The sequence below is a fragment of the Bacillus sp. JZ105 genome (assembly GCF_053903125.1).
This window is the reverse complement of the sequence record NZ_CP096387.1, coordinates 908,831-933,161: the sequence shown is the minus strand read 5'-3', so window position 1 is coordinate 933,161 and position 24,331 is coordinate 908,831. Positions and strand designations below refer to the sequence as shown.

Here is a 24,331-nt window from a genome sequence, read left to right as displayed (position 1 = left end):
CACCTACTTTTCTCTAGATGAATTCCTATTCTTCCTCATTATCATACCACTGTTAAACAATAAAAAAGAAGCACCCTTATGAAAGGCCGCTTCTCTCCTCATCCATATAGAACACTTCCCACAAATGACCATCAAGATCCTGAAAGCTCCAGCCATACATGAACCCATGATCCTGCTTTTCCTTAAACGGCGAACCGCCTGCTGCTATCGCCTGTTCCACCAGCTCATCGACCTCTTTTCGTGAATCAACCCGCATAGAGACAATGACCTCTGATCCCTGCCTTGCATCCACCAATTGTTTCTCTGAGATGGTTTGAAAATGCTTATGGGATAACAGCATGACCGTAATGGTGTCACCAATGATCAAACAAGCTGCCTGATTATTCGTCAGCTGCTCTTGAAAGTCAAAACCCAGCTGCTCAAAAAAAGCCTTTGATTCCTTGACATGCTTTACCGGCAAATTGATATACAAATGTTTAGCTTGTCGTCCCATGTTCCTCTCCTTTTTGAACACATGATCTCCTTTCAGTATATTCGGATTTTGCTCCGGCATCCCTTTATCACATGAAAAAATAAGCGATCCGTCTTATTTAGGCAATAGTTGATCTTGAACAGGTAGCAGCGCTCGTGCTGCCACTATGTCTCTTAATCAAAAAGAAGCGCCTTGTGACAGGCGCTTCCTTTCATTATTTCTTATATTCAATATGATACACGTCTCTTCTTCGGTCTTTGAGCTGACGTACCGTTCCATCTTGCCGCTGTCTTCTTAAAATTTCCAAATCGACATCGCCAACGACAACCATTTCTATATTCGGATTACACTCTCCTACAATCCCATCTCTTGCAAATTCAAAGTCAGATGGGGCAAAAATCGCTGACTGTGCATATTGGACATCCATATTTTCGGTTTGCGGAAGGTTTCCGACAGTTCCTGAGATAACGGTATAAATCTGATTTTCAACCGCTCTAGCCTGTGCACAGTAACGCACTCTTAAATAGCCTTGACGGTCTTCTGTACAGAACGGAGTAAAAATAATTTTCGCTCCTTTATCAGCTGCAATCCGAGCAAGCTCAGGAAATTCAATATCGTAGCAAATTTGGATCGCAATTTTACCACAGTCTGTATCAAATACCCGAACCTGATCACCTGCTGAAATCCCCCACCATTTTCTTTCATTCGGTGTGATATGGAGCTTATATTGCTTTTCAATCGTTCCATCACGTCTAAATAAATAAGCGATATTGTAGATTTTCCCTTCCTCTTCAACGAAATGGGATCCGCCAATGATGTTAATGTTGTACTTCACAGAAAGGTCTGTGAACAAATTAATGTAGTCCTCGGTATATTCTGTGATCCTTTGTACTGCAAGACTTGGGGAGCGCTCCTCTAAGTAAGACATGAGCTGCGTTGTAAAAATTTCTGGGAATACGGCAAAGTCAGCTGACGCATCTGATGCGACATCAACATAATACTCCACCTGATTCATGAATTCCTCGAAGGAATGAATTTGTTTCATCGCATATTGAATGACGCAAATACGAACTGGGAATGCCGATTTATAATATCTCTTCGATTGCGGACGATAATCGACGTTGTTCCATTCCATTAACGTCGCATATGTGCTCGATGCCTTATCATCCGGCAAATAATTCGGATTGATCCGCATGAGGCTGAATTCATTTAACAGCTGAAAAGATAAAACAGGATCATAAATTTGGTGAAGCATGACCTGCTCCACATATTGACGAGGCGTCATTTCCTCTTGGTATTTATGATAATTCGGGATGCGTCCGCCAATGATGATGCTTTTTAAATTTAATCTTCTCGCTAAGTCTTTTCTTGCTTCATATAAACGATGGCCAATTTTCATGCGGCGGTATTCAGGACTAACCATCACTTCAATTCCATACATATTCATCCCATCTGGATTATGGTTAGTGATGTACCCATCATCTGTGATGTCCTGCCAAGTATGACGGTCATCGTATTCATCAAAGTTAATTAATAAACTTGAACAAGAGCCAATGATTTCTCCCTCAAATTCAGCACAAAACTGACCTTCTGGGAAATGCTCAAGATGACTTTCAAGGTGCTCTCGTTTCCAAGGGTCCATGCCCGGAAAGCATACCTCCTGCAAGGCGATGATTCGGTCAATATCTTCTTCCCGGATATTACGGATCACCATTCTTTTTTCAAACCGCGTTAAATCGAGTTTTTCTGCCATGATGTTTTTGCCCCCTTACTGATCCTCTTTTTCAAGCTGATGGAATAGCTGGAGCAATTCGATTTCAGCCATGGATTCTAATCTGACATCATATTCTTCAAACTGCAGCGTGCTCGTCACTTTGTTTGGGACGATGACGCATTTCATGCCTGCGCGTTTGGCAGCAATTGATCCATTCACTGAATCCTCAAATGCCACACAATCCTTTGGCTCTACACCTAAGCAGCTTGCGGTCTGCAAATAAAGCTCTGGATTTGGTTTGACTTCTTCCACATCATCTGACGTGCGAATACATTCAAAGTAATCGAAAAGACCAATTTGCTTCAGGTGATCAGACACCCATTTATAGTCTGAGCTGGAAGCAAGGCCAATCTTGATCCCAAGCTCCTTCGCTGCCTGTAAATAAGCTTCTACGCCAGGTCGTGCTGATTCATCCTTCATTCTCTTTTGAAAACGAGAACGCCGGTCCGCTGTGAGTGCCTCATGATCGAGCGTCTTTCCTAGCTGCTTTTCTAAGTATTCAAAAGGCTTAAAGCCTGCCTGCGTCCCAATGACGTTGCCCCATACAGAAAGAGGCAGCTCCGACTCATGCTCTGCAAACATTTCTTGTAAAACTTCATATTCATGTGTTTCTGTATCTAAAATTAATCCGTCAAAATCAAATATAATCGCCTTTACCAACGAGGCCACTCCTTTTTTTTACGAAAGTCTTTAATATGATACTCAATGCTATCATATCGTGAATAAAATTGACTTTCAAAGATGAATGTCTGCTAAAATAATTATGTATAAAAGGAGCCTGTACCAATTTTGTCAGGCTCCTACCCGTGTTCGGTTTATTCTGCAAGAGATCCAAGCGCTCCGATTCGTGGAGAAATAGGCAAAGTTGAAAAAGAGCGGGTTTGGTATTACAGATCTAAAGGTTTCTCCGTTCCCTTAAAAATAGTATGTGCGGCAGCCTTATAAGTTAACAAGGAAGTTCACACCAACTTTTACGCATTTTGAAGACGGCGGCTGGCAAAATCGTCTAAATCAAATGGAAAAGAAAAGCCGCATGCATTGACCTGCTTACGGTTTCGCTCGAATAGCTCACGATCACGCTTTGTAATATGGCGTTTAGGTTTTACAATAATGGTATGTAATAGCTGAAGTCCCGATAAAATACGAAAAGCATCGTCCATCGTTCCGTTATAAACCCCTTCAACAAAGGTCAGCGGGCGTTCTTGTTGACGCGCAGCTGGGTTTTCACCGACAGCATGGGATAGAAGATCTTCAACATCCTTTGATATTTCTTCAATTGCCTGCTCTTGCAGGTCTGTAGCAGCTTTCATTATTCTCACGTGGCATCTACCTCTCTGTCGTTATTTCTCCATTCAGAATAGCACAGAAAAAAAGGCGTTCGCCAAGGTAAGTGTTTCCTATATATACCCAAAGAGAGGAACGAATATCATGAACATTAACGGACACACGCTCTCGCTAAAAGCAGGTGAGCAGGATCATGACACTTCACTGAGTCAGTTTTTAAAAACAGCCGTGTCGGCCTCAAAACCGATTATCCATTTTTGGATGGAGCATCAAAAAATACGTTTAAATCAAAAGCCTGCCCATCACGTGGCAAAAGTCAGTACAGGCGATCACATCCTGATCGATTTATTTGAAACGGAAGAAAGTGATGTGACGCCAGAATATGGTGAATTAGAGGTGCTCTTTGAGGACGAGCACTTATTGATTGTGCAAAAGCCCGCTGGACGACCAACGCACCCGAATGAAAAGGGACAAACGGGCACACTGGCAAACCTTGTGGCCTTTCATTTTCAAGCAAATGGCGAGGAAAAGCGAGTGAGACATATTCACAGACTAGATCAAGACACAAGCGGCACGGTCATTTTTGCCAAACACAGATTAGCTCAAGCTGTGCTTGATCAAATGCTTTCTAAAAAAACGATCAGCCGAACCTACATCGCTATCGCAGAAGGACTTTTCAAGAAAAAGAAAGGCACTATCGAGGCAGCGATCGGCCGTGACAAGCATCATGCCGTCAGACGAAGAATCTCTCCTACTGGTCAAAATGCTGTGACTCACTTTCAGGTCATGGACATCAATAAACGCCTGCAAATGACAGCCGTCAAGCTGCAGCTTGAGACGGGAAGAACACATCAAATTCGAGTCCATCTTAGCAGTCTTGGGCACCCTTTAGCCGGAGATACACTTTATGGCGGAGCTCGTCATCATATCAACAGATGCGCGCTCCATGCCAAACAAGTAGACATGACACATCCTTTTACAGGTGAGCAATTGAGCATAGAAGCACCGCTTCCACCAGATATGGCTCAGCTCATGGACGAGATCATTCATTAAAAAAGAGCCTGCTGTTTGATGCAGGCTCTTTTTCTTTAGACAGATGCTCTTTTTGCATAAATAATGTACCGCTCTGGTGCATTGCCGACGAAATGAAATGGATAGCATGTCGTTAACACGAGCTCTTCCTTTTTATTCTGCAAAGTAATAATGGAAGTATCATGCTGATCCACGATTTTCGTATGTGTGATTTCATAAACAAACTCACCATACGGCACAGTGATTTTCAGCTGATCGCCAATATTCAATTCCCCTGTTCGGCGAAATACCGTGTCGCGATGGCCAGATAGGACGATTTGTCCCTTTTGATCAGGGTAATAACTGCCTTTGTAATGCCCGACTCCTTTGGCAAGATCATCCGCATCTGTCCCTTCGACAATGGGAAGGTCTGCTTTTAATTTCGGAATCGTCAGGATGCCAGAGGCTTTCCCCACTTCAGCAGAAAACTGCTTCTTTGACATTCTTTGATCGTCCGCTACCGCTTTCTTCGCGTCTTCTAATGATTGTGCTGTTTGAAGGTGCGTAGAGGCGATTTGCCAAATTCCCCAGACGAGCAAGACAATTCCTGCTGTCATCACAGTAAGTGCAAGCCACTTTTTCATGCCTAAACTCCTTTACCTGTTACATTTCTCTTAGATGATACGCTCTTTAGCTTGCTGCTTTTTCTTCTTGTTTTGCTTTTTGGATGCGTCCTTCTTTTTGATACACAATGGAAGCTCCTTCAAAGCTCTTCACAAAAGCGACAGTGGCTTCTAAATCCTCTGGACCTGTTTCAGGATTTTTCCCCAGTCTTCCTATCGGTGCATACTTACTGCCAGTTGCAGTTGCCATAAAGTTATTCACCGTGAGTGTATATGTTTGATCAAGCACAACGGCTGATCCATCTGGCAGCTTTAAGTCGACTACTTTATATGTTACCGGATCATAGGAATATGAAAAGCCCGAAATGCTATAATCTGGTCCAAATTGAGGAGAAATTTGCGCTTCAATGATCTCAGCTAAGTCTTTCCCTTTAATCTCCAGTTTAATTAACACGTTGCCGAAGGGCTGAATATTAAACAGATCTCCCCACGTAATCGGCCCTTTTTCAAGGTTTTGCCTGATGCCGCCGCCATTCATCATGGCAAAATCACTTTTCATAGAATACCTCATGCCATCAGCAATCAAATTACCGAGCGGCGTGTCTCCATTATTTGAATAGCCGCCTTCCATTTTAACACCAGCTTCTCCAACTACCTCACTAATAATCGGCTCAACTTCTTTCCCGTAATGAGCTAGGATGCCGGCTGCTTCCTTGTCCTTTTCAATACCAGACTGGTCTACATACTGGATATTTGCACTCTTTTTGACAATATCCTTCGTTTTGCGGTCAAGTGTTACATTGACCTCGCCAATGGCCTTCCCATATTCAAAGGCTTGCACAATTAATTTCCCATTGACCTCTCCGTTTACCACTTCGTGATTATGCCCCGCAAAGATGACATCAATTTCATCATCGCCTTCTTTGGCAAGTTTCGCACTTTCTCCAGTGATGGTATCTCCATTTTGAGAGGCCGTCATATGAGCTAAGACCGCAATGGCTTTGATCCCTTTTTGTTTTAATTCCTTCGCGGCTTCATTTACAGCTTTGACTTCATCTGTAAACTGAATGTCTTTAATCCCTTCTGGCATCACCATTCCTGCGGCTGACTTTGTTACAACACCGATAAATGCTACAGGGATTCCTTCGACATCCATGATTTCATAAGCAGGTAAAAGTGGTTTGCCTGTATCCTTGTATTCACAGTTTGCACAAACGAGCGGAAAATTCTGCCCGTCATATCCCTTTGTGCCTTTAGGATGATCTCCGCCATTTATGATACGTAATAGCTCGTCCACCCCTTCATCAAATTCATGGTTGCCGACCGTGCCAACATCAAAGCCAATGTTCTCCATGAGTTCAACTGTTGGTTCATCTTGCAGAAGAGACGATATTGGAGAGCTGCCGCCTATCATATCTCCAGCATGGACTGTGATCGTATTTTTGTTTGCTGCTTGTTTCTGTTTCATATAAGCCGACACATAATCCATCCGTCCGTACGTTCCTTTATTGCCATCACCTTTTAGATCCAGCTCGTATTGTTGATCAATTTTTCCGTGTAAATCATTCATGCTTAAAATGGTTAACGGTACTTCCCCAGCATCCTCTGCCGGCTGATAGCCAGCCTGTTCTGCTTCTTCTTTTGAAGCAAAAAAGATGCGTTTATCTACAGCGATTTCTTTCCAGCTGTCAGGCGATACGTACGTTTTCGCTGATGAATCACCGACGTAGCGTGTCAGTCCTTTTTTCTGTTCACGTGCTCTAAATTCAAACGGCTGTTCCAGCAGCGGATCCGCTTCATTCCAAATGCCCAGCCCTTTTTCTTTTGCCTCTTTGACAGCTTTTTGGAACATCTGATAGTCCTTTTCATCTCCAACCGGCCAGATGAAATACGTAGGGGCATATCCTTTTTTCACAAGCTCTAAATTCGTATTGACCCCTTTTTTAGTTTTCACTTGAGCTAAAAGACGTCCATAGGCGTCCTTCGCTTCAGGACCAATCTTTAATGTGACTTTATCTCCGCTTGAAAGAAGTGTGTTTAAATAGTCCGCCGCCTTTTGTCCAAAACGCAGCTGGTTTTGATCTAATTCATTTTTTGGCTTATGGTACGTTTCCGGCGTGTCCATATTCACAAAGCGCACCTTTGTTGTACCAAGCACAGGCTTTTTTAAATGAATCGTATCACCATCCACTACCCGGTCAACCGTTGCCTCGTATTCTTTCTTGATTTTTGGCGGCTTCGGCTGGCGTTTCAGCAGACTGACATCACCTTTGTGTCTTGGAAGCACCTGCAGCATATCATATCTGCTTAACACTCCTGTAAACTCATACCATTTCCCTGTCTTTACTTCATCAATGGCACTTGTATCCACCATCACTCTAAGGATGGTGCTGTGATATGTTTTATCAATGATCACTACATTGTATCCACCGCCAGCCGGCTGCTCTGGTTTTGATTCAACATAGCCTTTGACCTTCACAAGTTTTCCTTCATGTTTACGTGCCTGATCCGTTTCTAGTTGTTTCATGGAGACTCGCTTCGGCTTTGGCAAAGTTTGATTCACACCATCGATTTTCAGACGATCTCGATCCGGCACAATTTCAATCAGTCCTTTATAAGACGTGATCTTCCCCGTTACTGTCACCTTCATGCCTGCTTTTAGTTCTGGGAAATTGCTTTGCTGTGCTGAATAAATATTGATTCCAGCTGTTTTGTCTTGAATGTACGTTGACAGTTTCCCATTGCCTATAGCAGCTTGGTCAGCAGTCACAATTCCGCTCACCGTCACCGTCTCTCCGATCAGCTGACGGGCTTTCTTGATTTTCATTGGCTTCTTTTGGTTCCAAATCGTTTCATGCTTTTCAGACGCAATGGCTTGTTCTGCTGTGATTATGCCAGGCAGCAAGGATTGCAGACTAAAGATCACCAAAACCAAACAGCAGATCATTCGAATGGATCGAACACGTTTCATTAGACATCTCCCCTTCAGAGCTTCATCTCTCATAGTGTACGAAGTAAATATTGATGGTAGATGGATTTCTTGTAAATCTTATGTCTGTCAACTTATTGGAAACGTAATAATCACTCGTGTCCCCTCAAAGCTTTTGCTTTCAAAACGAATGCTGCCGCCATGGCTTTCAATGATTTTAATCGTCATCATTAAACCAAGGCCAGTCCCTTTTTCTTTCGTTGTATAAAAAGGTTCACCCAGTTTCCCTATTTCATCTTCTGGTATGCCCTTTCCCTGGTCTTCAAAAATCAGCATCATCTGACTATGTTCCAATACGGATGTGACTTGAATGACACCTGTCACACCATCCATCGCTTCAATACCGTTTTTAAGAATGTTTAAGAAAACTTGTTTCAGCTCATTCGGTATACCTTGAATGTTTGGCAGCGACGGAGACAAATTCTTCTGAATAGACACGCCTTTTAAAACCGCCTGTGATTCAACGACCATGATCACTTCTTCGAGCAGAAGATTGACATGTACCGGCTCAAATTTCACCGATTTGCTTCTAGAGAGCACAAGGAATTCATTAATAATGGCTTCAAGCCGATTAAATTCAGACATCATCACATCTGCATAATCCTTCTGATATTTCTTACTTTGAATCATCAGCTGTAAAAATCCCTTTAACGATGTCAGCGGGTTCCGTATCTCATGGGCGATGCCGGCTGCAAGCTGACCAACTGCGGACAGCATTTCTGACTTCATCAGCATTTTCTCTGACTGCTTTTGGTTGGTGATGTCCTCTGAAATCCGCATCACGGTTGACTGCATTTTGTCAGGATCATCAATTCGGTGTAAAGAGACCCTCTCCCATCGTTCACGGCCTGATAAATCCTGAAAGTACAGCTCACCAGTCCAGCTGCCTTCTTTTAAACAAACGTCCCATTGCTTTTCTAAATCATCACATTGACACAGCGAATGATAGACAGAAAAAATATCTTTGCCGATCAGGTCATATTCATGCTGCTGTACAAACTGGCAAAAGCGCTGATTCACGCATTGAATGACCCCTTCCTCTGTTGCAACAACAATATGAATATGGCTGTTATCCAGTGCTGTTATCGCTAGATGGAGTGACTGTTTGATTTTTGTCATTTCCGTCATTTTGATCCATGTCATCACCGCTCCCTCATGATCTTGATCAAAGATAGGTGTGATGTGGACAGTGAATTGTTCTCCTTCATTCGTTTCAATTTCTCGTTCGATGACGCGCCTGTCCGAGATAACCGATTGTATGTCATGATAGAGCGTTTCCTGCGTAAGCTTCTTAGCCATCGCCTGAAAGGATTGCTGTTGCCTTATTTGAGCTGAAGTAAATAAAGAGGCGGCAGTAGGAGTGTAATAGCGAATATTCATGTCCCGGTCCACAAACAACGTCGCAAGCTGGGGCTTAACAGAAGGTCTATACAGTTCTTCCCTTGTTACCCTTAAGTTGTTTATGATATTAATAAAATGCTCGTGTTTTTTCTCAAGCTCCGCTATTTGCGTGTTTTTCGCTTTTAATTGAGCCCTTGCCTCCTGCTCTTTTTGTTTAACTTCATTGAGTTCGTTTTCTAAATCGACAATACGCTGTTGATAAACTGAATTCTGATCTGGCATCTCTTTTTCCCTGCTGTTCTTTTGATTTTTCCCTCTCTCATTCATTCGAATGAGAATGACGTATACCCCTTTAAAACGGTGATCAAAACTCTTTACAATAAAATCTGCATACTGCTTTTTTCCTTTTTCTGAAATGAGGACATGCTGAAACACAACCTCTGTCTCGTCCGTCCACACCTTTTGAAAGGTTTGACTCAACATCTCTTTCAAATAATCAGGTGTCACATATTCACATGATTGATCTGACACTTCTGTACGGTCTAAGAAGGAATAGGCCCCATTTGACATCGCCAGAATTTTGTCACAATCATTGATCACCATGCATGCGTCATATTCTCCGCTCACTTCTTCCATATATTGTGCAGCTCGCTTTTTTAACTCGGCATCACGAGCGTCATATACCCAAGGGACACTGGATGCAGGAATATTTGAATAGGTGTAAATGTTCCACTTCTCATTGAACAATTGAAACGATAGAGGAATATTGGGAACAGTTTCATTTGGCCCTAAGATTAACCCCCCTTGATCTTTTAAAGCATATTGGAATCGGGATAATACTCGTTTTTGTACTTCTGGCTCAAAGTACATCAGAACATTTCGGCAACTGATAAAATCGAGGTGGATAAAAGGTGAATCAATCAATAAATTGTGAGGAGCAAAAACAATATGTTTTCTAAGCGACTGCTTCACAATAAAAGCGTCACCTTTTTTTTCGAAATATCGCGCCCGCCATTTTTCCGGTATGCTTGCCATAGACTCTATCGAGTAAAGACCTTTACTAGCTATTTGAATGGCTTTTCGGTTGATATCTGTCGCAAAGACTTGAAGTTCAATGGACACATCTCTTCGCTTCATTTCTTCTAAAAATAAAATCGTAAAAGAATACGCTTCTTCCCCTGTCGAACATCCCGCAATCCAAATTCGGCATCGAGATTTCCCGTTGTTCATTGAATGATCGATGATTGACGGGATCACCTTCTGTTCACATACTCGAAAAGCCTCCATATCTCTAAAGAAAGCAGTCGTGCCGCTTAGGAGCTGGGCATGCAGGCGATCAAGCTCATCTGGTTCTCTTTCTAATAAACGATCGTACTCTGATAATAATGACATCGGTTCGTTTGCAGTGCACATGCGTTTTTGAATAACAGAAAGCAGCCTTTTCTTTTCATAGGTTGAAAAGGCAATCCCTTTATACATTTCGAGACGTTCAATGATTCTTAGTAAAGCCGGATCCGTCTCATCCGCATGCGGGACATTGATGATATTGGCCATATAAACTGCAAGGGTGGATGGATTTTTGAATGTGTGATGATACATGCTGTCAAAACCACTCTCTACCTCACTGCATGATAAGGCTGTACCGCCTTGCTCAACCAACCGAAGCAATCCACTCCCCACACAATGACCTTTTTGAAAAAAGATCGCAAACGCCTCTTCCTTTTGAACACTGGCAAGTGACTTAAAAAGTGAATCGACAGAGCATGCCTTGTTTGCTGGCAGCTGTTCTGATACATGAAGCCGATGATCTTCTGTTAACGTTACAACCGCATGCTGCGGACAAAAATAGATGGTCTTCTCCATGACTTTCTCACCATGTTTAATCGTTTTTGCCCGGTAGCCAATCGGTAAAACAAGTGCTTCTAAATCTGTGATACAATCGCCTGTCACATGATTTTGCACAACAATAAAAGAGGCATTTAATTCATGTGGCAACGATTGAAAAAAAGCCTCGAGATGATGCTGTTCAAACGGCGAAACACCGATGCCGATCACTGGTGCCTGCACATGTTCGTCTTCTATCAAACGATTAATGATTTTGTCCTGCATCTGGTACCCCCATGTTCATTCGTCTGATACTTTTTTTCGACAAAAAGAAAGAAAACCCTCTAATTGTAAATAATGTTTTTTGCATGAAAACGTGAAAACATCCTCACATTAAAACAGATTGTATAAACAAAAGGAGGAATCTCAATGCAAAACGATCAGCAGCCAATGTTTCAAGGAAGCGCTCAGCAGCCTGAGCTCAACCATGGCGGGCATGAGTTATTCGATTTACATGAAATTTTAGCCGGTACAATTAATATTTTGGATCAATATATGATCCTGCGGCAATTTATTCAAGATCCTGCATTATCCGACATTCTGGATCGACAATATCAATTCGTTTTATCCCAGTACAATGTCACTGTAGATTGTTTTTCTACAGGCCAAAAGCCTAGTGAAGAAACCGCTACTTATATGATGAAAGAACACACACAAGTGACATACGGAATCAAACCTTCTCAGCCGAAGAAGCCGAATCAGTCATTACAGGATGTAAAAGATTTAGGCATCACAGGACATATGCTCAGTCTAGTCAAATCACACGCTGGGCTGCTTTCCATGTCCGCATTAGAAGTTACAAACCCTGTTGTCAGACGTGTGCTTGCTGCTCAGATCCCGAACTTTATCGAAATGGCCTATGAAATCTTCTTGTATCAAAACAAGCATGGCTACTATCAAGTTCCTCAGCTTTCCAAACAAGACATGACAGCCATGACATCAGCTTTTGCACCGCTTCAGGGGCAGGTTCAAATGCCTCCTAGCAAGGCAGATCAACAAAGGCCTCTTCATTAAAAAAACGGCTGACCCTCTTCTCTGGTCAGCCGTTTTTTCTTTGATACATTCCTTTAAACTGTTCTTCAAAATCTGAGAGCCTCTCACCCGTCGCCTGTTCAAAGCCGCTAGCAAATTGGCCCGTTTTCGCAGTTTCCTCCATGATCTCATGTATGATGTCTCGTCCGTAAAGCTGCACCAGTTCATAGATTATATAGTAGCTTTGTAAATATACATCTGTCTCATATGTCACCCGGGAGTTCTGCCAGTCTTGATCAGAATGAAGAGATTGAAAAGGAATCACGTCGAAGCGTTCAGACGTAGCATTTAACACGTCATAGGCCGTCCACTCTGCTGTTCCTTCGTGGAACCAAAGCGGAAAAATGCCTGGTGATACTTCATATGAATGGACCTTTTCATAGAAAATAAAATGAGCATACTCATGGAGAAAAAGCGTATTGAAAAAGTATAAAGGCAGTGTCTCTTTCTTCAATAATGCTTCCCGTTTATCTGGATATAACCCAATCATTTGATCATGATCGGAGTAAAACCCCGTAATATGCTTGATACCAGCCATTTGTTCGATCGTCTCTTTATCATCAAAATAAATAACGTCTAAAGGTCTGTCTGCTTCAAATTGAAACACTGACGCTGTCCTCTTCTCTGCCTGCTTCATGGCCTCTATGGTCAGATCAACAAAAGCGTCCTCTTCCTCTGCATAGTAGATTCGAATATGTTCATAGACTTGCTTATTGAGTCCCTCCGTGATAACCGTTTTAGGGGAAGACTGCTCCAAATATTGTCCTGTCAGCTGAAACGCAACATAAATCAAGTACGCGGTGAAAGCATAAAAAATCAGACCTGCTGCAATTATTCCGCCTACAAGTTTTTTATGAATCAATGACGGCCTTGCTTTCATTTGCTCCCCACCTGAATTCATCCTGCACCCTCTTTCTCTCTCTATGAAGAAACAAAGATCAACAAGAGGTGATATATTTTTTACTTTATGCAGTCAGATGTGCGAGGTGCGGTTCCAAACAAAAAAGCCGCATATGACATACGGCTTTTGTCGTAGCTATTTTGATTCAGGGAAGACACGTCTAACCGTTTCAGTAAATTCATCGAAAAATCCTGAAATTGGCTCTCCGCTTCTAATACGTTTTCCGTAACCTTCCATACGATCGACAAAGTCTGGATTAGCAGATACATACACGTTGTCGATTTGTTGATCCGTTGATTTGACTTTGTCTGAAATTTTCTTTTTCAGATCGTCCGTCACATCACCGCTTTTATTGCCTTCAAGCACAACGGCAACAAATGCATTTTTTCCTGTGACAAGCACGTTCGCTGTTTTCACTTCAGACATATTGGCTACGAGCTCTGACGCCTTATCTGATACTTTGACCTTCTGAGGTGTTTGAACATCTGGCTGATCCTGTCTCATGTTGTCATTCTTATATGTGACATTTTCATACTGCCGTTTCATTGTTCCTCTACGTTCATCGCCTTGGTTGTTCATTCCACACCCAGCCGTGATTAATGTTGGCACGAGCAGTAAAGATAGCATCCATTTCTTATTCATCAATTATTCCCTCCTTTTGCTCATAGGTTTTTCATCCAGCCGGCTTTTTATGCACACATCCTCTGTACCCGCAAAATGAATTCATAATTCAGCTGTGATTGGTCATCCTAATCTTGATGAAAGATCATTAAGATCAAATGGAGGGATTCGTTTGTTTAAAAAAAGAAAAGGTATGAGTACTGGCGCAATGATCGCAGTATCAACAGCAATCATTGCATTATTCTCCCCGGTTTTACGAAGAAGAATGAAAAGCATGACACAAATGAATATGTCTTCAATGATGAAAGGCGCAAACCATCAGCACCAAGATTCATCGCGTCATGAGTCCCGCTCACATAAGGAATCAAAAGGATCAGGTGAAGTTGGCCAAATGATCAAGCAGGCATTCACAGCTGTCCAGCCAAATCAAACGAACCAGCACCAATCACCATCAAGAACTCATCAGCCAAGAGAGTCTTATGCGCAATCTCTTCACATTGATGAAAGTGTGATGAATGTGATGGATGATGAATCGATCCAGCAAGTCATCAATGACATCGAGCACAAATAATAAAACAGGAGCCTTCATAAAAAGAGGCTCCTGTTTATTCTCCTGAAAAAATTCTTTGACCATAAGACAAAAGAAAGGTAGAAATGTGATTTCGATTGTTGTGATGAAGTCGTCATGATGCTCTAATATCAGCAAAAGCTCCTTTTCTTCCTTCCGATCTTTTTTAATTTCTACATGCTGCACTGTTTTAAAATCATATATTCCTAAAACGGATTCGGTCTTTTTCCGAACGACGTGTAAGCTAAACTCCTTCATAGCAAGCGACATGTTCACAACAAATCGCTCCTCCTGATTCTCGAACCGAAACGTCAAATCTTGATATTCAACCGGCATTTCTTTTTCAAATCCGGTATCTGGCATTTTTTCAAAAAAAGAAAGCCAGTCCGTTTGATCTGGAAAATGTTCTCCTCGCATTTTCTTCAATTCCTTATCATTAAAATTTTTATTAATTATCTTTTTTCCCCTTTTCTTTTGCAACAAATTTTAGTAATTTTAAAAAGGTGATTCTATTTTGCTAAGAGACCTCTTTATTAATTTAACAATTCTTGTCACTTTCCATTACTTATTTATACTTGTGTTTAAAGAGAATTTTCTGAAGAAAGAAGATACCTTGCTCAGACAAATATGCAAAGGCATGCTTTCTGGGTTACTCGGTGTCCTTTTAATGTTCTTCTCTATTAAAACAGGACCAGCGATCATCGATTTAAGACATATTCCCCTTATTTTAACGGCCTTTTATGGAGGCATCACCCAAACAATGATTGCAGCTTTTGTTGTGATCATTGGCCGATTATTAATTGAAGCCAATATCGCTTCTTCCATCAATATTTTTTCCATGATGTTTATCGCAGCCTCTTCTTTTTTGATTGCAGAGCGTCATATGAATCATGTTGTGAAAATGCTGTTATCCATTACGATTGGTAATGTGGTTGCCACAAGCCTGTTTATCATGGTCGTTCATGAGACATCATTTCAGCTGCATTTTGCCTATTGGATTTTCTCATATATTGCTGGACTGTTTAACTTTTATGTCATTGAGCATCAAACAAAAGCATACCAGCTGTTAAATTTATACAAATTCCAAGCTCATTACGACTTTTTAACAGGTGTTTTAAATAAACGGAAGTTCGATGAGGTATTAAGTGATGCTTTTACTAAGAAGTTGAAGCAGCCTATCCATCAAATGTCCCTTATTTACCTAGACATCGATTACTTCAAAACCATCAATGATCAATATGGGCACCATGAGGGAGATATTGTTTTAAAAGAAATCGGTACAAGGCTGATTAAAAACACAAGAAGCTCTGATTATATTGGGCGGATTGGCGGTGAAGAATTCGCTGTCCTGCTACCAAATTGTACAATCGAAAAAACATGGCAGATTGCAGAACGCTTACGAAAAAAAATAGCCGATCAGCCGATTTATTTAAAAAATGGCATGTCCATTCACACTACGGTATCAATTGGGTGTGCTTATTCTCCTGGAACTGGTGCAGACATCAATCAATTACCGATTATAGCTGATCAGGAGCTCTATAAAGCGAAGGAGTCTGGCCGAAATCAAGTGAGCTTTTCAGAGAGAACAAAAGACCTTTTGACATAGGCATTTTCCTCAATTTGTTAGCGCTAATTATTTTTAAAAAAGTTTTCGTATAACAGTTGTTTTTTCCCGCAAACACTGGTAAAGTAAAGGTAATTATTTTTGTTCGTATCATCTTTAAGAAGAAAGTTTTGAAAGAGTTTTCGTCTTTGAAGTTTGTGTAAGAGCAAGAATAGTGAATTTAAGCGTTAAGATCGCTTTAGGAGGAAATTTCATGTTAGAAGGTAAAGTAAAATGGTTCAACTCTGAAAAAGGTTTCGGATTCATCGAAGTAGAAGGTCAAGACGATGTATTCGTTCACTTCTCTGCTATCCAAGGCGAAGGCTTCAAAACTTTAGAAGAAGGTCAATCAGTTTCTTTCGAAATCGTTGAAGGTAACCGTGGACCACAAGCTGCTAACGTTAACAAAGCGTAATTTAAGAGCATCTGCTCTTTTAGCACTTTATAGAGTGAAGGAAAACCGCTCGGCTTCTGCCGGCGGTTTTTTTGTGCTATAAAAAAAAGAGAACCTGCTGAGAGGTTCTCTTTTTATTTGTCCTTCTGCTTTAACTTCTGCAAAACAGAACGATACATATCATCATTCATTTTTGTCTCTGGTTCTTCTTCTTTGACAGGTGGTTCTGGCTGCTTAAACTTTTGAAGCGCCTGTCTATAGAAATCGTCGCCAGACACAGCATCATCCGTTTGAGAAGGCTCTGACGCTTTTTTTTCAACTTCAGGCTCTACAGGTCTCGCCGCAGCTTCTGACTCGCTATGCGGCACGTCAGGCTGATTAGAGACATCTTCTTTGATCTCTTCCTTATCGGCTGATGCGTGTCTGACATTGAACGCTACTAATCCAATAATGACTAGAACAGCAGCTACTAACGCTACAATAATCGTCGCCAAAAGAACCCTCTCCTTATCGCTTAAATGATGCAGTGACTGATGCTACACGTCTTCCTAGTGCTTTTCCAAGTTCAATGCCTTCAGCCGAAATCACTTCATCTGAATCGATCGGACATGTCACACCAGCTCCATAATAAGAACCGTATAAAGCATTCTCTGGAACATTTCCAGGAAGGCCGACAACAAGCATTCCTTGGTGGAACATTGGTGTAATCAAATTATGCATTGTCATTTCTAAACCGCCGTGTGTTGTAGCAGTTGTACAGAAAACAGCACCGACTTTATCGATTAGTTTTCCTTCTGCCCATAAGTAGCCGAGACGGTCAATCCATGTCTTTAACCCAGAACTAATGGTACCAAAGTGACCAGGGCAGCCCCAAATGATCGCATCCATTTGATCGAGCTTGCGAATATCCGCATCTTTCACGTGATCAATGAATACTTCAGCTTGCTCTGTTTCACCTGCGCCTGCTGCAATCGCTTCTGCAAGTGCTTTTGTATGGTCACCTTCACTATCGTATACAACATAAATTTTCATGTACGGTCCCTCCACACTTATCTTGCATCTTGGTTTGCTTCCTTAGGTGCTGGAAGCAGTGATATTTCTTGTTTCTTATGCTGCTGTTCTTTTCGCTTTTTATCCTTACGTACATCTCGCAGGAACAAGCTGAGAATGACACCAGCCGCACAGAATAATGTCACCCACATGTAAGCATCATTGATGCCCATTACGTTTGAATCAACCTGTGCTTTCGTAAAGAGCTGGGTGGATACATATTTTTGAGCAGCTTCTGCTGTCATGCCCATATGATGCATCACATTCGATACAGCCGCCTGGAATGAATTCATAAAGAACGGGTCCGCTGTATTTGTTTGATCCGCCATATTGGAATAATGGAATGTCGTCCGATTCGTATAAATCGTTGTGATCAAACTCGTACCGATGGAACCGCTGATTTGTCTTAATGTATTAGACATCGCTGTACCATGGCTGTTTAAGTGCTGCGGTAATTGGTTCATCCCTGCTGTCATAACCGGCATCATAAGAAGTGACATACCAAATGCACGTACTGCATACATGAGCACAATGTGACTATAAGAAGTATCAATGGTCAGCTTTGTAAACTCATATGTCGTGACAACGGTAATGAGCATCCCCACAACTGCAAGCGGACGAGGTCCAAATTTATCAAACAAGATTCCTGAAATCGGGGACATAATGAGCATTGCAAGTGCCCCTGGAAGCATTAATAGCCCAGATTGCAATGCCGTAAACCCAACGAGGTTTTGCAGATAAATCGGAAGTAAGAACATCCCCGTATATAAGGCAATCGTAATAATGACGTTAATGACACTTGATAATGAGAAAATGCTGTATTTAAATACGCGGAAATCAAGCATCGGATTATCAACTTTCAACTGTTGGAAAATAAAGAGAATGATCGCAATCGCACCAATAATAATCGTAGATAAGACGATCGGATCTGTCCAACCATCACTTCCTGCTTCACTCACTCCGTATAGAAGAGAAGCAAAACCGACGATTGAAAGAATTGCACCAAGACTGTCCAGCTTAATTTTTTTAGGCTCTATAATATTTTTAAACATAAAGAAAGCCGCGATAATGACAATCGCACCGATTGGCACAAGTCCATAAAACATAATACGCCAAGAATAATGTTCAATAATGTAACCAGATAATGTCGGTCCTACTGCAGGAGCAAACATCATCGCAAGACCAAAAATCCCCATTCCTTTCCCTCTGTTTTCCGGAGGGAAAATAAAAAGGATTGTTGTCATGACGAGCGGCTGTAAGATACCGCCGCCGACAGCCTGAATCAAACGGCCGATAAGCATCGTTGAAAAGTTTGGCGCAATGCCGCAAATAAATGTACCTAGTGTAAACGAGATCATAGCCACTAGGAATAAGCTGCGCTGTCCAAAACGTGTGATTAAAAAAGCAGACAACGGAATCAGCACACCGTTGACAAGCATGTAGCCTGTTGTCAGCCACTGAATCGTCGTTGCACTCACATTAAATTCTGTCATTAAATGAGGCATGGCTACGTTCAAAAGCGTTTGGTTTAAAATCGCTACGAACAAACCGGCCATTAAAATGATCAGTAAAGACAAGGAGCCTGTTCCCTGTTTTGTCGCTGCAGGTTGATTTGCCATCTCAGACAACCTCCTTTCATTTTTTGATATCAATCATCATTAAGATGAAATTTTGACAGAAGCATTCATACCTGGAAGTACTTTGTCTGATGGATTTTTAATTGAAATTTTCACTGCTACTTTTTGCGTTACTTTTGTATAGTTACCACTTGAATTAGTTGCTGGCAGCATATTGAATGTTGAGTTTGTCGCATAACCAATTTGTTCAACAGTACCTTCAAATGTTGTATCAGGATCTCCATCTACAACGATGTCGACTTTGTCGCCTTTTTCAATGTTTTTAATATCTGTTTCTTTAATATTTGCTGTGATGTAAAGCTTGCTTAAATCAATTGTTTCACCAAGAACTGTACCAGGCTGCACTTGTTGATTGTTTTGTACTTCTTTTTTGACTAATGTGCCATCAGCCACTGCTTTAATGTTTGTTTTTGTTTGTCCTTCAACTTTTGCAACTGTGCTGTCTTTTTCGACTTCGTCACCTTCGTTGATATCCCAGCCTTTGATTTGTCCAGCTGCTGGTGCTGTAATTTGATACATGTCACCTGTCACTTTTGCCTCGTCTGTTTTAACAAAGTTTGTGCTTTCGTAGTAGTAATAAGCACCTCCGGCAATAATGGCAAGAATCACAATAAGGCCAATAATGTTCGTTAGCAATAAACGCCCTCTGTTCATGTTTTGTTTCTCCTTTCATGTATAAAAATATAGTGTCATCTGCTTTAGCAAACTTAGAATGCCCATCATCTGACAGAATATGAAACAAGCTCAACAATCTGTCCTTTTCCCTTGATCTCCCCCCGCCCCTATCATGGTGTGCAGCCCATTTATACTTATTGTTCACTTATGAGCAAAGAGCAGAAAAAGAAGAAAAGACAATCGGCATCTTTTTTGAAAAACTTATATTTAACAAGATTAAATATTAATAAATGAAAATTGAAATGTCAAAGAGAAAGTTTTACTTTTTTTTTGGCGATCCTTTCCTTCTCCACACAAAAAACCTTTCAGCCCTTATGCTGAAAGGTTTTTTCAAATGTGTTCGTTATGAATGAATTTCTTCCTGCTGAAAAAATTTTTTTAGTGCGAGAAACACGTCTGATTTTTGCTTCAAAATATAATGCTTAAATTTCTCATCCTGAATGTGCTTATATGCTGACATTAACGTAGAATGCCGGTTGTATTGATTGACTTCACCATAGCAGAATAAATTGGCTTTTTTCATGATCTCAGAAACAAGTTTCACACACCGGGCGTTGTCTGAGGTCAAATTGTCACCATCAGAAAAATGAAAAGGGTAAATATTATATCGCGACGGGGGGTATCGTTCGTCTATGAGCTCTAGTGCCTTTCGATAGACAGACGAGCAAATGGTTCCCCCGCTCTCACCTCGTGAGAAGAAATGTTCTTCGTCTACCACCTTTGCCTCTGTATGGTGGGCAATAAATTCAATATCGACCGTCTCATACTTTGTCCGTAAGAAACGTGTCATCCAAAAGAAAAAACTTCTCGCCATATATTTTTCCCAAAGCCCCATGCTTCCGCTCGTATCCATCATCGCCAAAACGACGGCTTTCGACTCTGGTTTGGTCACTTCATTCCACGTTTTATACTTGATATCCTCTGGGTAGATTGGATAAAAGGAAGGACTGCCTGTCATCGCATTTCGTTTAAATGCCGACAGCATCGTTCGTTTTTTGTGGATATTTCCTGTTAACCCGGTTTTGCGAATATCGTTAAACTCAATTTGTTCAACAATGATGTCGTCAAGCTCCTTTTGCTTGAGGTTTGGCAGCTCCAGTTCACGAAACAGTGCTTCCTCGAGATCCATTAATGAGACTTCTGCTTCGTAATAATCCTCACCAGCTTGATCTCCAGCACCCTGCCCCTTTCCTTGACCCTGCTTGCTGTCTGAGCCGTCACGCGCAACAACATCGCCAACCTCGCTGTCTCCATCGCCTTGACCCACATGTTTATTTTTGTCGTAGTTATACCGAATTTTATATTCATCTAATGAACGGATCGGAATTTTCACAACATCTTTACCATTCGACATGATGATGCTTTCTTCTGTAACAAGATCCGGCAAATTATTTTTAATCGCTTCTTTGACTTTTTTCTGATGACGCTGCTGGTCGTCATAGCCTTTTCGATGGAGGGACCAGTCTTCCTGAGACACAATAAACTGACTTTTTTCTTGCCGGGACATCCATCCCCCTCCTCACCTATTTCCACAATTCTTCTAACCATCGATTCCTTTATCCTATGCTGCTCGTTATCCAAGTTGACGATCATTTCTAAAAAAGACATTACCGGTGCTGATGCGCCAATAATGCCTCCTTCATTTATTAACGATTCAGAAGACTGCCTACATATTTTAAAAGTTCATTCGCACTTGTTGAATTATAGCCATGCTCATCAATCAATCTAGCCACTACTTCATTGACTTTCTTCAGCTGCTGTTCATCCGGTGTCTTCGTCGATGTCGTGATTTTCACCACATCTTTTAGATCAGCAAACAGCTTCTTCTGAATGGCCTCCCGCAATCTCTCATGCGAATTATAGTCAAAGCGTTTTCCCTTTCTCGCATAAGCCGAAATACGAATCAGAATTTCTTCTCTAAATGCCTTTTTGGCGTTTTCAGATATACCGATCTGCTCCTCAATTGAACGCATGAGCTTTTCATCAGGATTCATTTCTTCACCCGTTAACGGATCACGCAGCTTGTTTTTATTGCAGTATGCCTCGACATTATCTAAGTAATTATCCATCAGCGTTTTCGCAGACTCTTCATAGGAATACACAAAGGCCTTTTGCACTTCCTTCTTCGCAATATCATCATACTCTTTTCGTGCGACTGAAATGAAATTCAAATAACGCTCCCGGTCCTCGCTGGAGATAGACGGATGCTGATCGAGCCCTTCTTTTAAGGAGCGAAGAACATCCAGTGCATTGATCGATTCCATATTCTTTCGAATGATGGTGGATGAAATTCGGTTAATCACATACCGCGGATCAATTCCGCTCATCCCTTCGTCATGAAATTCCTTTTTCATCTCATCAATGTCGACTGATTGAAAGCCTTCGACACTTTCTCCGTCATACAAACGCATTTTTTTCACCAAATCAATATCAGAACGTTTCGGCTCTTTCAATCTCGTTAAAATGGAGAACATCGCTGCTACCTTCAGCGTATGCGGGGCAATATGCACATCTGAGACATCACTTTCTGAAATCATTTTATGATAAATGCGTTCTTCTTCTGTGACCTTTAAGTTATAAGGAATTGGCATCACAATAATTCTTGAATGGAGCGCCTCGTTCTTTTTATTTGAAATAAACGACCGGTACTCGGTTTCATTCGTATGGGCGACGATCAATTCATCTGCACTAATCAAGGCGAATCTTCCTGCCTTAAAATTACCTTCCTGCGTTAATGACAGGAGGTGCCAGAGAAATTTCTCATCACACTTTAACATCTCCTGAAACTCCATCATCCCTCGGTTTGCTTTATTGAGTTCTCCATCAAAGCGGTACGCACGTGGATCTGACTCTGATCCAAATTCAGCAATGGTTGAAAAATCAATGCTTCCTGTTAAATCGGCAATGTCTTGAGATTTCGGATCAGACGGACTAAAAGTACCAATACCGGTCCGTTTATCTTCAGAGAAAAAGATCCGCTCGACCCTTACATCCTCAATTCTGCCGCCATATTCCTCTTCCAGTCTCATCATGTTCAGAGGCGACAAATTCCCCTGCACACGAATCCCATATTCTCTATAGAAATCCTCCCGCAGATTTTGCGGAATGAGATGAAGCGGATCTTCATGCATAGGGCAGCCTTTGATCGCATAAACTGCGCCATGATCTGTCAATGAATATTCTTCAAGTCCTCTTTTCAATCTAGTGACAAGCGTCGATTTCCCCCCGCTTACTGGTCCCATCAGTAATAAAATACGCTTCCTGACGTCTAGCCGCTTTGCAGCAGGGTGAAAATATTCCTCTACTAATCTTTCGAGTGATTCCTCTAACCCAAACAGCTCCTGATCAAAAAATTTGTAGGTTCTGACCCCATTCTCCTCTTCAATCCCGCTGTCTTTAATCATATGATAAACGCGAGAATGAGCAGATTGAGCGACAAGTGGATTTTCCTTAATAATGTCTAAATAATCGCTGAATGTGCCTTCCCATTTGAGACGCTGCTCTTCTTCTCTGTGCTGTTCGATTTTCTTTAAAATATCCATATGAACCTCCTCTTTCAAGATTGAAGCTAGAAATCAGATACTGTTTTACAATCTATGCGGAGGCGTCCTATTACATGCTTTCGTTCTTCAAAATGACGAATTGGCAAACTGAATTGACAACCATCCGCAAGACCCTTCATAATAAAGGAAAAATAGGAGAAAAATGATTTTCTTCTCCTGCTTTTCAAGGTGAACTTCACATCATATGAAACAGGCAGCGAACGGAACAAAGGGATAAGGGGGAGCTTATATGAGAACGGTCATTATGATGGGCGTCATCATTACGTTTTTAGTATCCATTTTCACTGCTGGCTACGAAGGCAAGCCTGGTAAATGAAAAAAAGGATGTTCCATTTGCGGAACATCCTTTTCATTTTCAACATGTCAAAAAAAGTGATTTCACATAAAAAAGCCGAGTTCAGTATCTCGGCTTTTATCATGATCTTATGTGAGATCGCGATATTGCTGCTGGCGAAGTGCCTCATATACAAGAATGGCTGCCGTATTCGACAGATTCAGAGAACGAACATGTTCTGTCATCGGTAAACGAAGACAACGGTCCATATTTTGTTCAATCAAATCTTTCGGCAATCCACTTGTCTCTCTTCCAAACACAAAGAAATAGTCTTCATCCAGCTGAGAGTAATCAAATGTTGTGTGCGGCTTTTGGCCAAATTTAGTGATATAGAAAAATTGCCCCTTCGGATGTGCCTCAAACAATTCATCAAGTGAATCATGATAGACCACATTGGCATATTTCCAATAATCGAGTCCTGCACGCTTCAGCATTTTGTCATCTGTCGAAAAACCAAGCGGACGAATCAGATGAAGGGTTGTATTTGTTGCTGCACATGTACGCGCAATATTTCCAGTATTAGCTGGAATCTCTGGTTGATATAAAACGACATGAAGTCCCAAAAAAGTTCACCT

At 41.4% G+C, this 24,331-nt stretch carries 21 protein-coding genes; 5 read left to right on the top strand and 16 right to left on the bottom strand.

Annotation, left to right across the window (positions count from 1 at the left end; all coding sequences use genetic code 11):
* Positions 1 to 76 precede the first annotated feature (76 nt).
* The 4 genes from M1D81_RS04665 to M1D81_RS04650 form a co-directional block, all read right to left on the bottom strand.
* Positions 77 to 493, bottom strand: coding sequence for a VOC family protein (locus tag M1D81_RS04665; protein ID WP_456265493.1), 417 nt, complete (start codon positions 491 to 493; stop codon positions 77 to 79).
* Positions 494 to 686: 193 nt separating this feature from the next.
* On the bottom strand, positions 687 to 2,225 hold the full coding sequence (locus tag M1D81_RS04660; protein WP_012009394.1) for a bifunctional GNAT family N-acetyltransferase/carbon-nitrogen hydrolase family protein: 1,539 nt from the start codon (positions 2,223 to 2,225) through the stop codon (positions 687 to 689).
* A 15-nt stretch (positions 2,226 to 2,240) separates the two neighbouring features.
* Positions 2,241 to 2,906, bottom strand: coding sequence for an HAD family hydrolase (locus tag M1D81_RS04655; protein WP_024425309.1), 666 nt, complete (start codon positions 2,904 to 2,906; stop codon positions 2,241 to 2,243).
* 311 nt (positions 2,907 to 3,217) lie between these two features.
* On the bottom strand, positions 3,218 to 3,565 hold the full coding sequence (locus tag M1D81_RS04650; RefSeq protein ID WP_025093310.1) for a DUF5365 family protein: 348 nt from the start codon (positions 3,563 to 3,565) through the stop codon (positions 3,218 to 3,220).
* Positions 3,566 to 3,674: 109 nt separating this feature from the next.
* On the opposite strand from M1D81_RS04650, the gene M1D81_RS04645 reads away from it, so the two are divergent.
* The gene (locus M1D81_RS04645) at positions 3,675 to 4,583 is read left to right on the top strand and encodes an RluA family pseudouridine synthase (RefSeq protein ID WP_456265494.1); all 909 of its coding nucleotides are present in this window, start codon (positions 3,675 to 3,677) and stop codon (positions 4,581 to 4,583) included.
* Positions 4,584 to 4,618: 35 nt separating this feature from the next.
* Here M1D81_RS04645 and M1D81_RS04640 read toward each other — a convergent pair whose 3' ends face one another.
* The 3 genes from M1D81_RS04640 to M1D81_RS04630 form a co-directional block, all read right to left on the bottom strand.
* Positions 4,619 to 5,185, bottom strand: a complete 567-nt coding sequence (locus M1D81_RS04640) for a class D sortase (RefSeq protein ID WP_456265495.1) — start codon at positions 5,183 to 5,185, stop codon at positions 4,619 to 4,621.
* A gap of 46 nt (positions 5,186 to 5,231) precedes the next feature.
* The gene (locus M1D81_RS04635) at positions 5,232 to 8,135 is read right to left on the bottom strand and encodes a 5'-nucleotidase C-terminal domain-containing protein (protein WP_456265496.1); all 2,904 of its coding nucleotides are present in this window, start codon (positions 8,133 to 8,135) and stop codon (positions 5,232 to 5,234) included.
* 87 nt (positions 8,136 to 8,222) lie between these two features.
* Entirely contained in the window at positions 8,223 to 11,603 is a 3,381-nt protein-coding gene (locus tag M1D81_RS04630; RefSeq protein ID WP_456265497.1) for a CheR family methyltransferase, read from the bottom strand.
* Between the two features lie 144 nt (positions 11,604 to 11,747).
* On the opposite strand from M1D81_RS04630, the gene M1D81_RS04625 reads away from it, so the two are divergent.
* Positions 11,748 to 12,392, top strand: a complete 645-nt coding sequence (locus M1D81_RS04625; protein ID WP_122632191.1) for a spore coat protein — start codon at positions 11,748 to 11,750, stop codon at positions 12,390 to 12,392.
* Between the two features lie 25 nt (positions 12,393 to 12,417).
* On the opposite strand, the gene M1D81_RS04620 is transcribed toward M1D81_RS04625, so the two are convergent.
* Both M1D81_RS04620 and M1D81_RS04615 read right to left on the bottom strand, forming a co-directional pair.
* Positions 12,418 to 13,290: a hypothetical protein gene (locus tag M1D81_RS04620; protein WP_456267160.1), complete on the bottom strand. Its 873-nt coding sequence runs from the start codon at positions 13,288 to 13,290 to the stop codon at positions 12,418 to 12,420.
* Positions 13,291 to 13,446: 156 nt separating this feature from the next.
* A complete protein-coding gene (locus tag M1D81_RS04615; protein ID WP_456265498.1) occupies positions 13,447 to 13,953 on the bottom strand; it encodes a YhcN/YlaJ family sporulation lipoprotein in 507 nt (168 codons plus the stop codon).
* Between the two features lie 151 nt (positions 13,954 to 14,104).
* On the opposite strand from M1D81_RS04615, the gene M1D81_RS04610 reads away from it, so the two are divergent.
* The 3 genes from M1D81_RS04610 (at position 14,105) to cspB (ending at position 16,518) form a co-directional block, all read left to right on the top strand.
* A complete protein-coding gene (locus M1D81_RS04610) occupies positions 14,105 to 14,503 on the top strand; it encodes a spore coat protein (RefSeq protein ID WP_456265499.1) in 399 nt (132 codons plus the stop codon).
* A 511-nt stretch (positions 14,504 to 15,014) separates the two neighbouring features.
* Positions 15,015 to 16,106, top strand: coding sequence for a GGDEF domain-containing protein (locus M1D81_RS04605; RefSeq protein ID WP_456265500.1), 1,092 nt, complete (start codon positions 15,015 to 15,017; stop codon positions 16,104 to 16,106).
* A 211-nt stretch (positions 16,107 to 16,317) separates the two neighbouring features.
* Positions 16,318 to 16,518, top strand: a complete 201-nt coding sequence (gene cspB / locus M1D81_RS04600; protein WP_008349061.1) for a cold shock-like protein CspB — start codon at positions 16,318 to 16,320, stop codon at positions 16,516 to 16,518.
* A gap of 113 nt (positions 16,519 to 16,631) precedes the next feature.
* Here cspB and M1D81_RS04595 read toward each other — a convergent pair whose 3' ends face one another.
* From M1D81_RS04595 to trmL, 7 genes are all read right to left on the bottom strand, one after another.
* On the bottom strand, positions 16,632 to 16,991 hold the full coding sequence (locus M1D81_RS04595; protein WP_456265501.1) for a hypothetical protein: 360 nt from the start codon (positions 16,989 to 16,991) through the stop codon (positions 16,632 to 16,634).
* A 13-nt stretch (positions 16,992 to 17,004) separates the two neighbouring features.
* Entirely contained in the window at positions 17,005 to 17,529 is a 525-nt protein-coding gene (locus M1D81_RS04590; protein ID WP_008358701.1) for an NAD(P)H-dependent oxidoreductase, read from the bottom strand.
* A 17-nt stretch (positions 17,530 to 17,546) separates the two neighbouring features.
* Positions 17,547 to 19,166 (bottom strand): DHA2 family efflux MFS transporter permease subunit, encoded by a 1,620-nt coding sequence (locus M1D81_RS04585; protein ID WP_456265502.1) that lies wholly within the window; start codon positions 19,164 to 19,166, stop codon positions 17,547 to 17,549.
* Between the two features lie 39 nt (positions 19,167 to 19,205).
* On the bottom strand, positions 19,206 to 19,838 hold the full coding sequence (locus M1D81_RS04580) for an HlyD family efflux transporter periplasmic adaptor subunit (protein WP_024425324.1): 633 nt from the start codon (positions 19,836 to 19,838) through the stop codon (positions 19,206 to 19,208).
* A 364-nt stretch (positions 19,839 to 20,202) separates the two neighbouring features.
* Positions 20,203 to 21,366, bottom strand: coding sequence for a sporulation protein YhbH (gene yhbH / locus M1D81_RS04575; RefSeq protein ID WP_456265503.1), 1,164 nt, complete (start codon positions 21,364 to 21,366; stop codon positions 20,203 to 20,205).
* A 139-nt stretch (positions 21,367 to 21,505) separates the two neighbouring features.
* Positions 21,506 to 23,401, bottom strand: a complete 1,896-nt coding sequence (locus M1D81_RS04570; protein WP_024425326.1) for a PrkA family serine protein kinase — start codon at positions 23,399 to 23,401, stop codon at positions 21,506 to 21,508.
* 444 nt (positions 23,402 to 23,845) lie between these two features.
* Positions 23,846 to 24,319 (bottom strand): tRNA (uridine(34)/cytosine(34)/5-carboxymethylaminomethyluridine(34)-2'-O)-methyltransferase TrmL, encoded by a 474-nt coding sequence (trmL, locus tag M1D81_RS04565; protein ID WP_024425327.1) that lies wholly within the window; start codon positions 24,317 to 24,319, stop codon positions 23,846 to 23,848.
* Between the last annotated feature and the right edge of the window lie 12 nt (positions 24,320 to 24,331).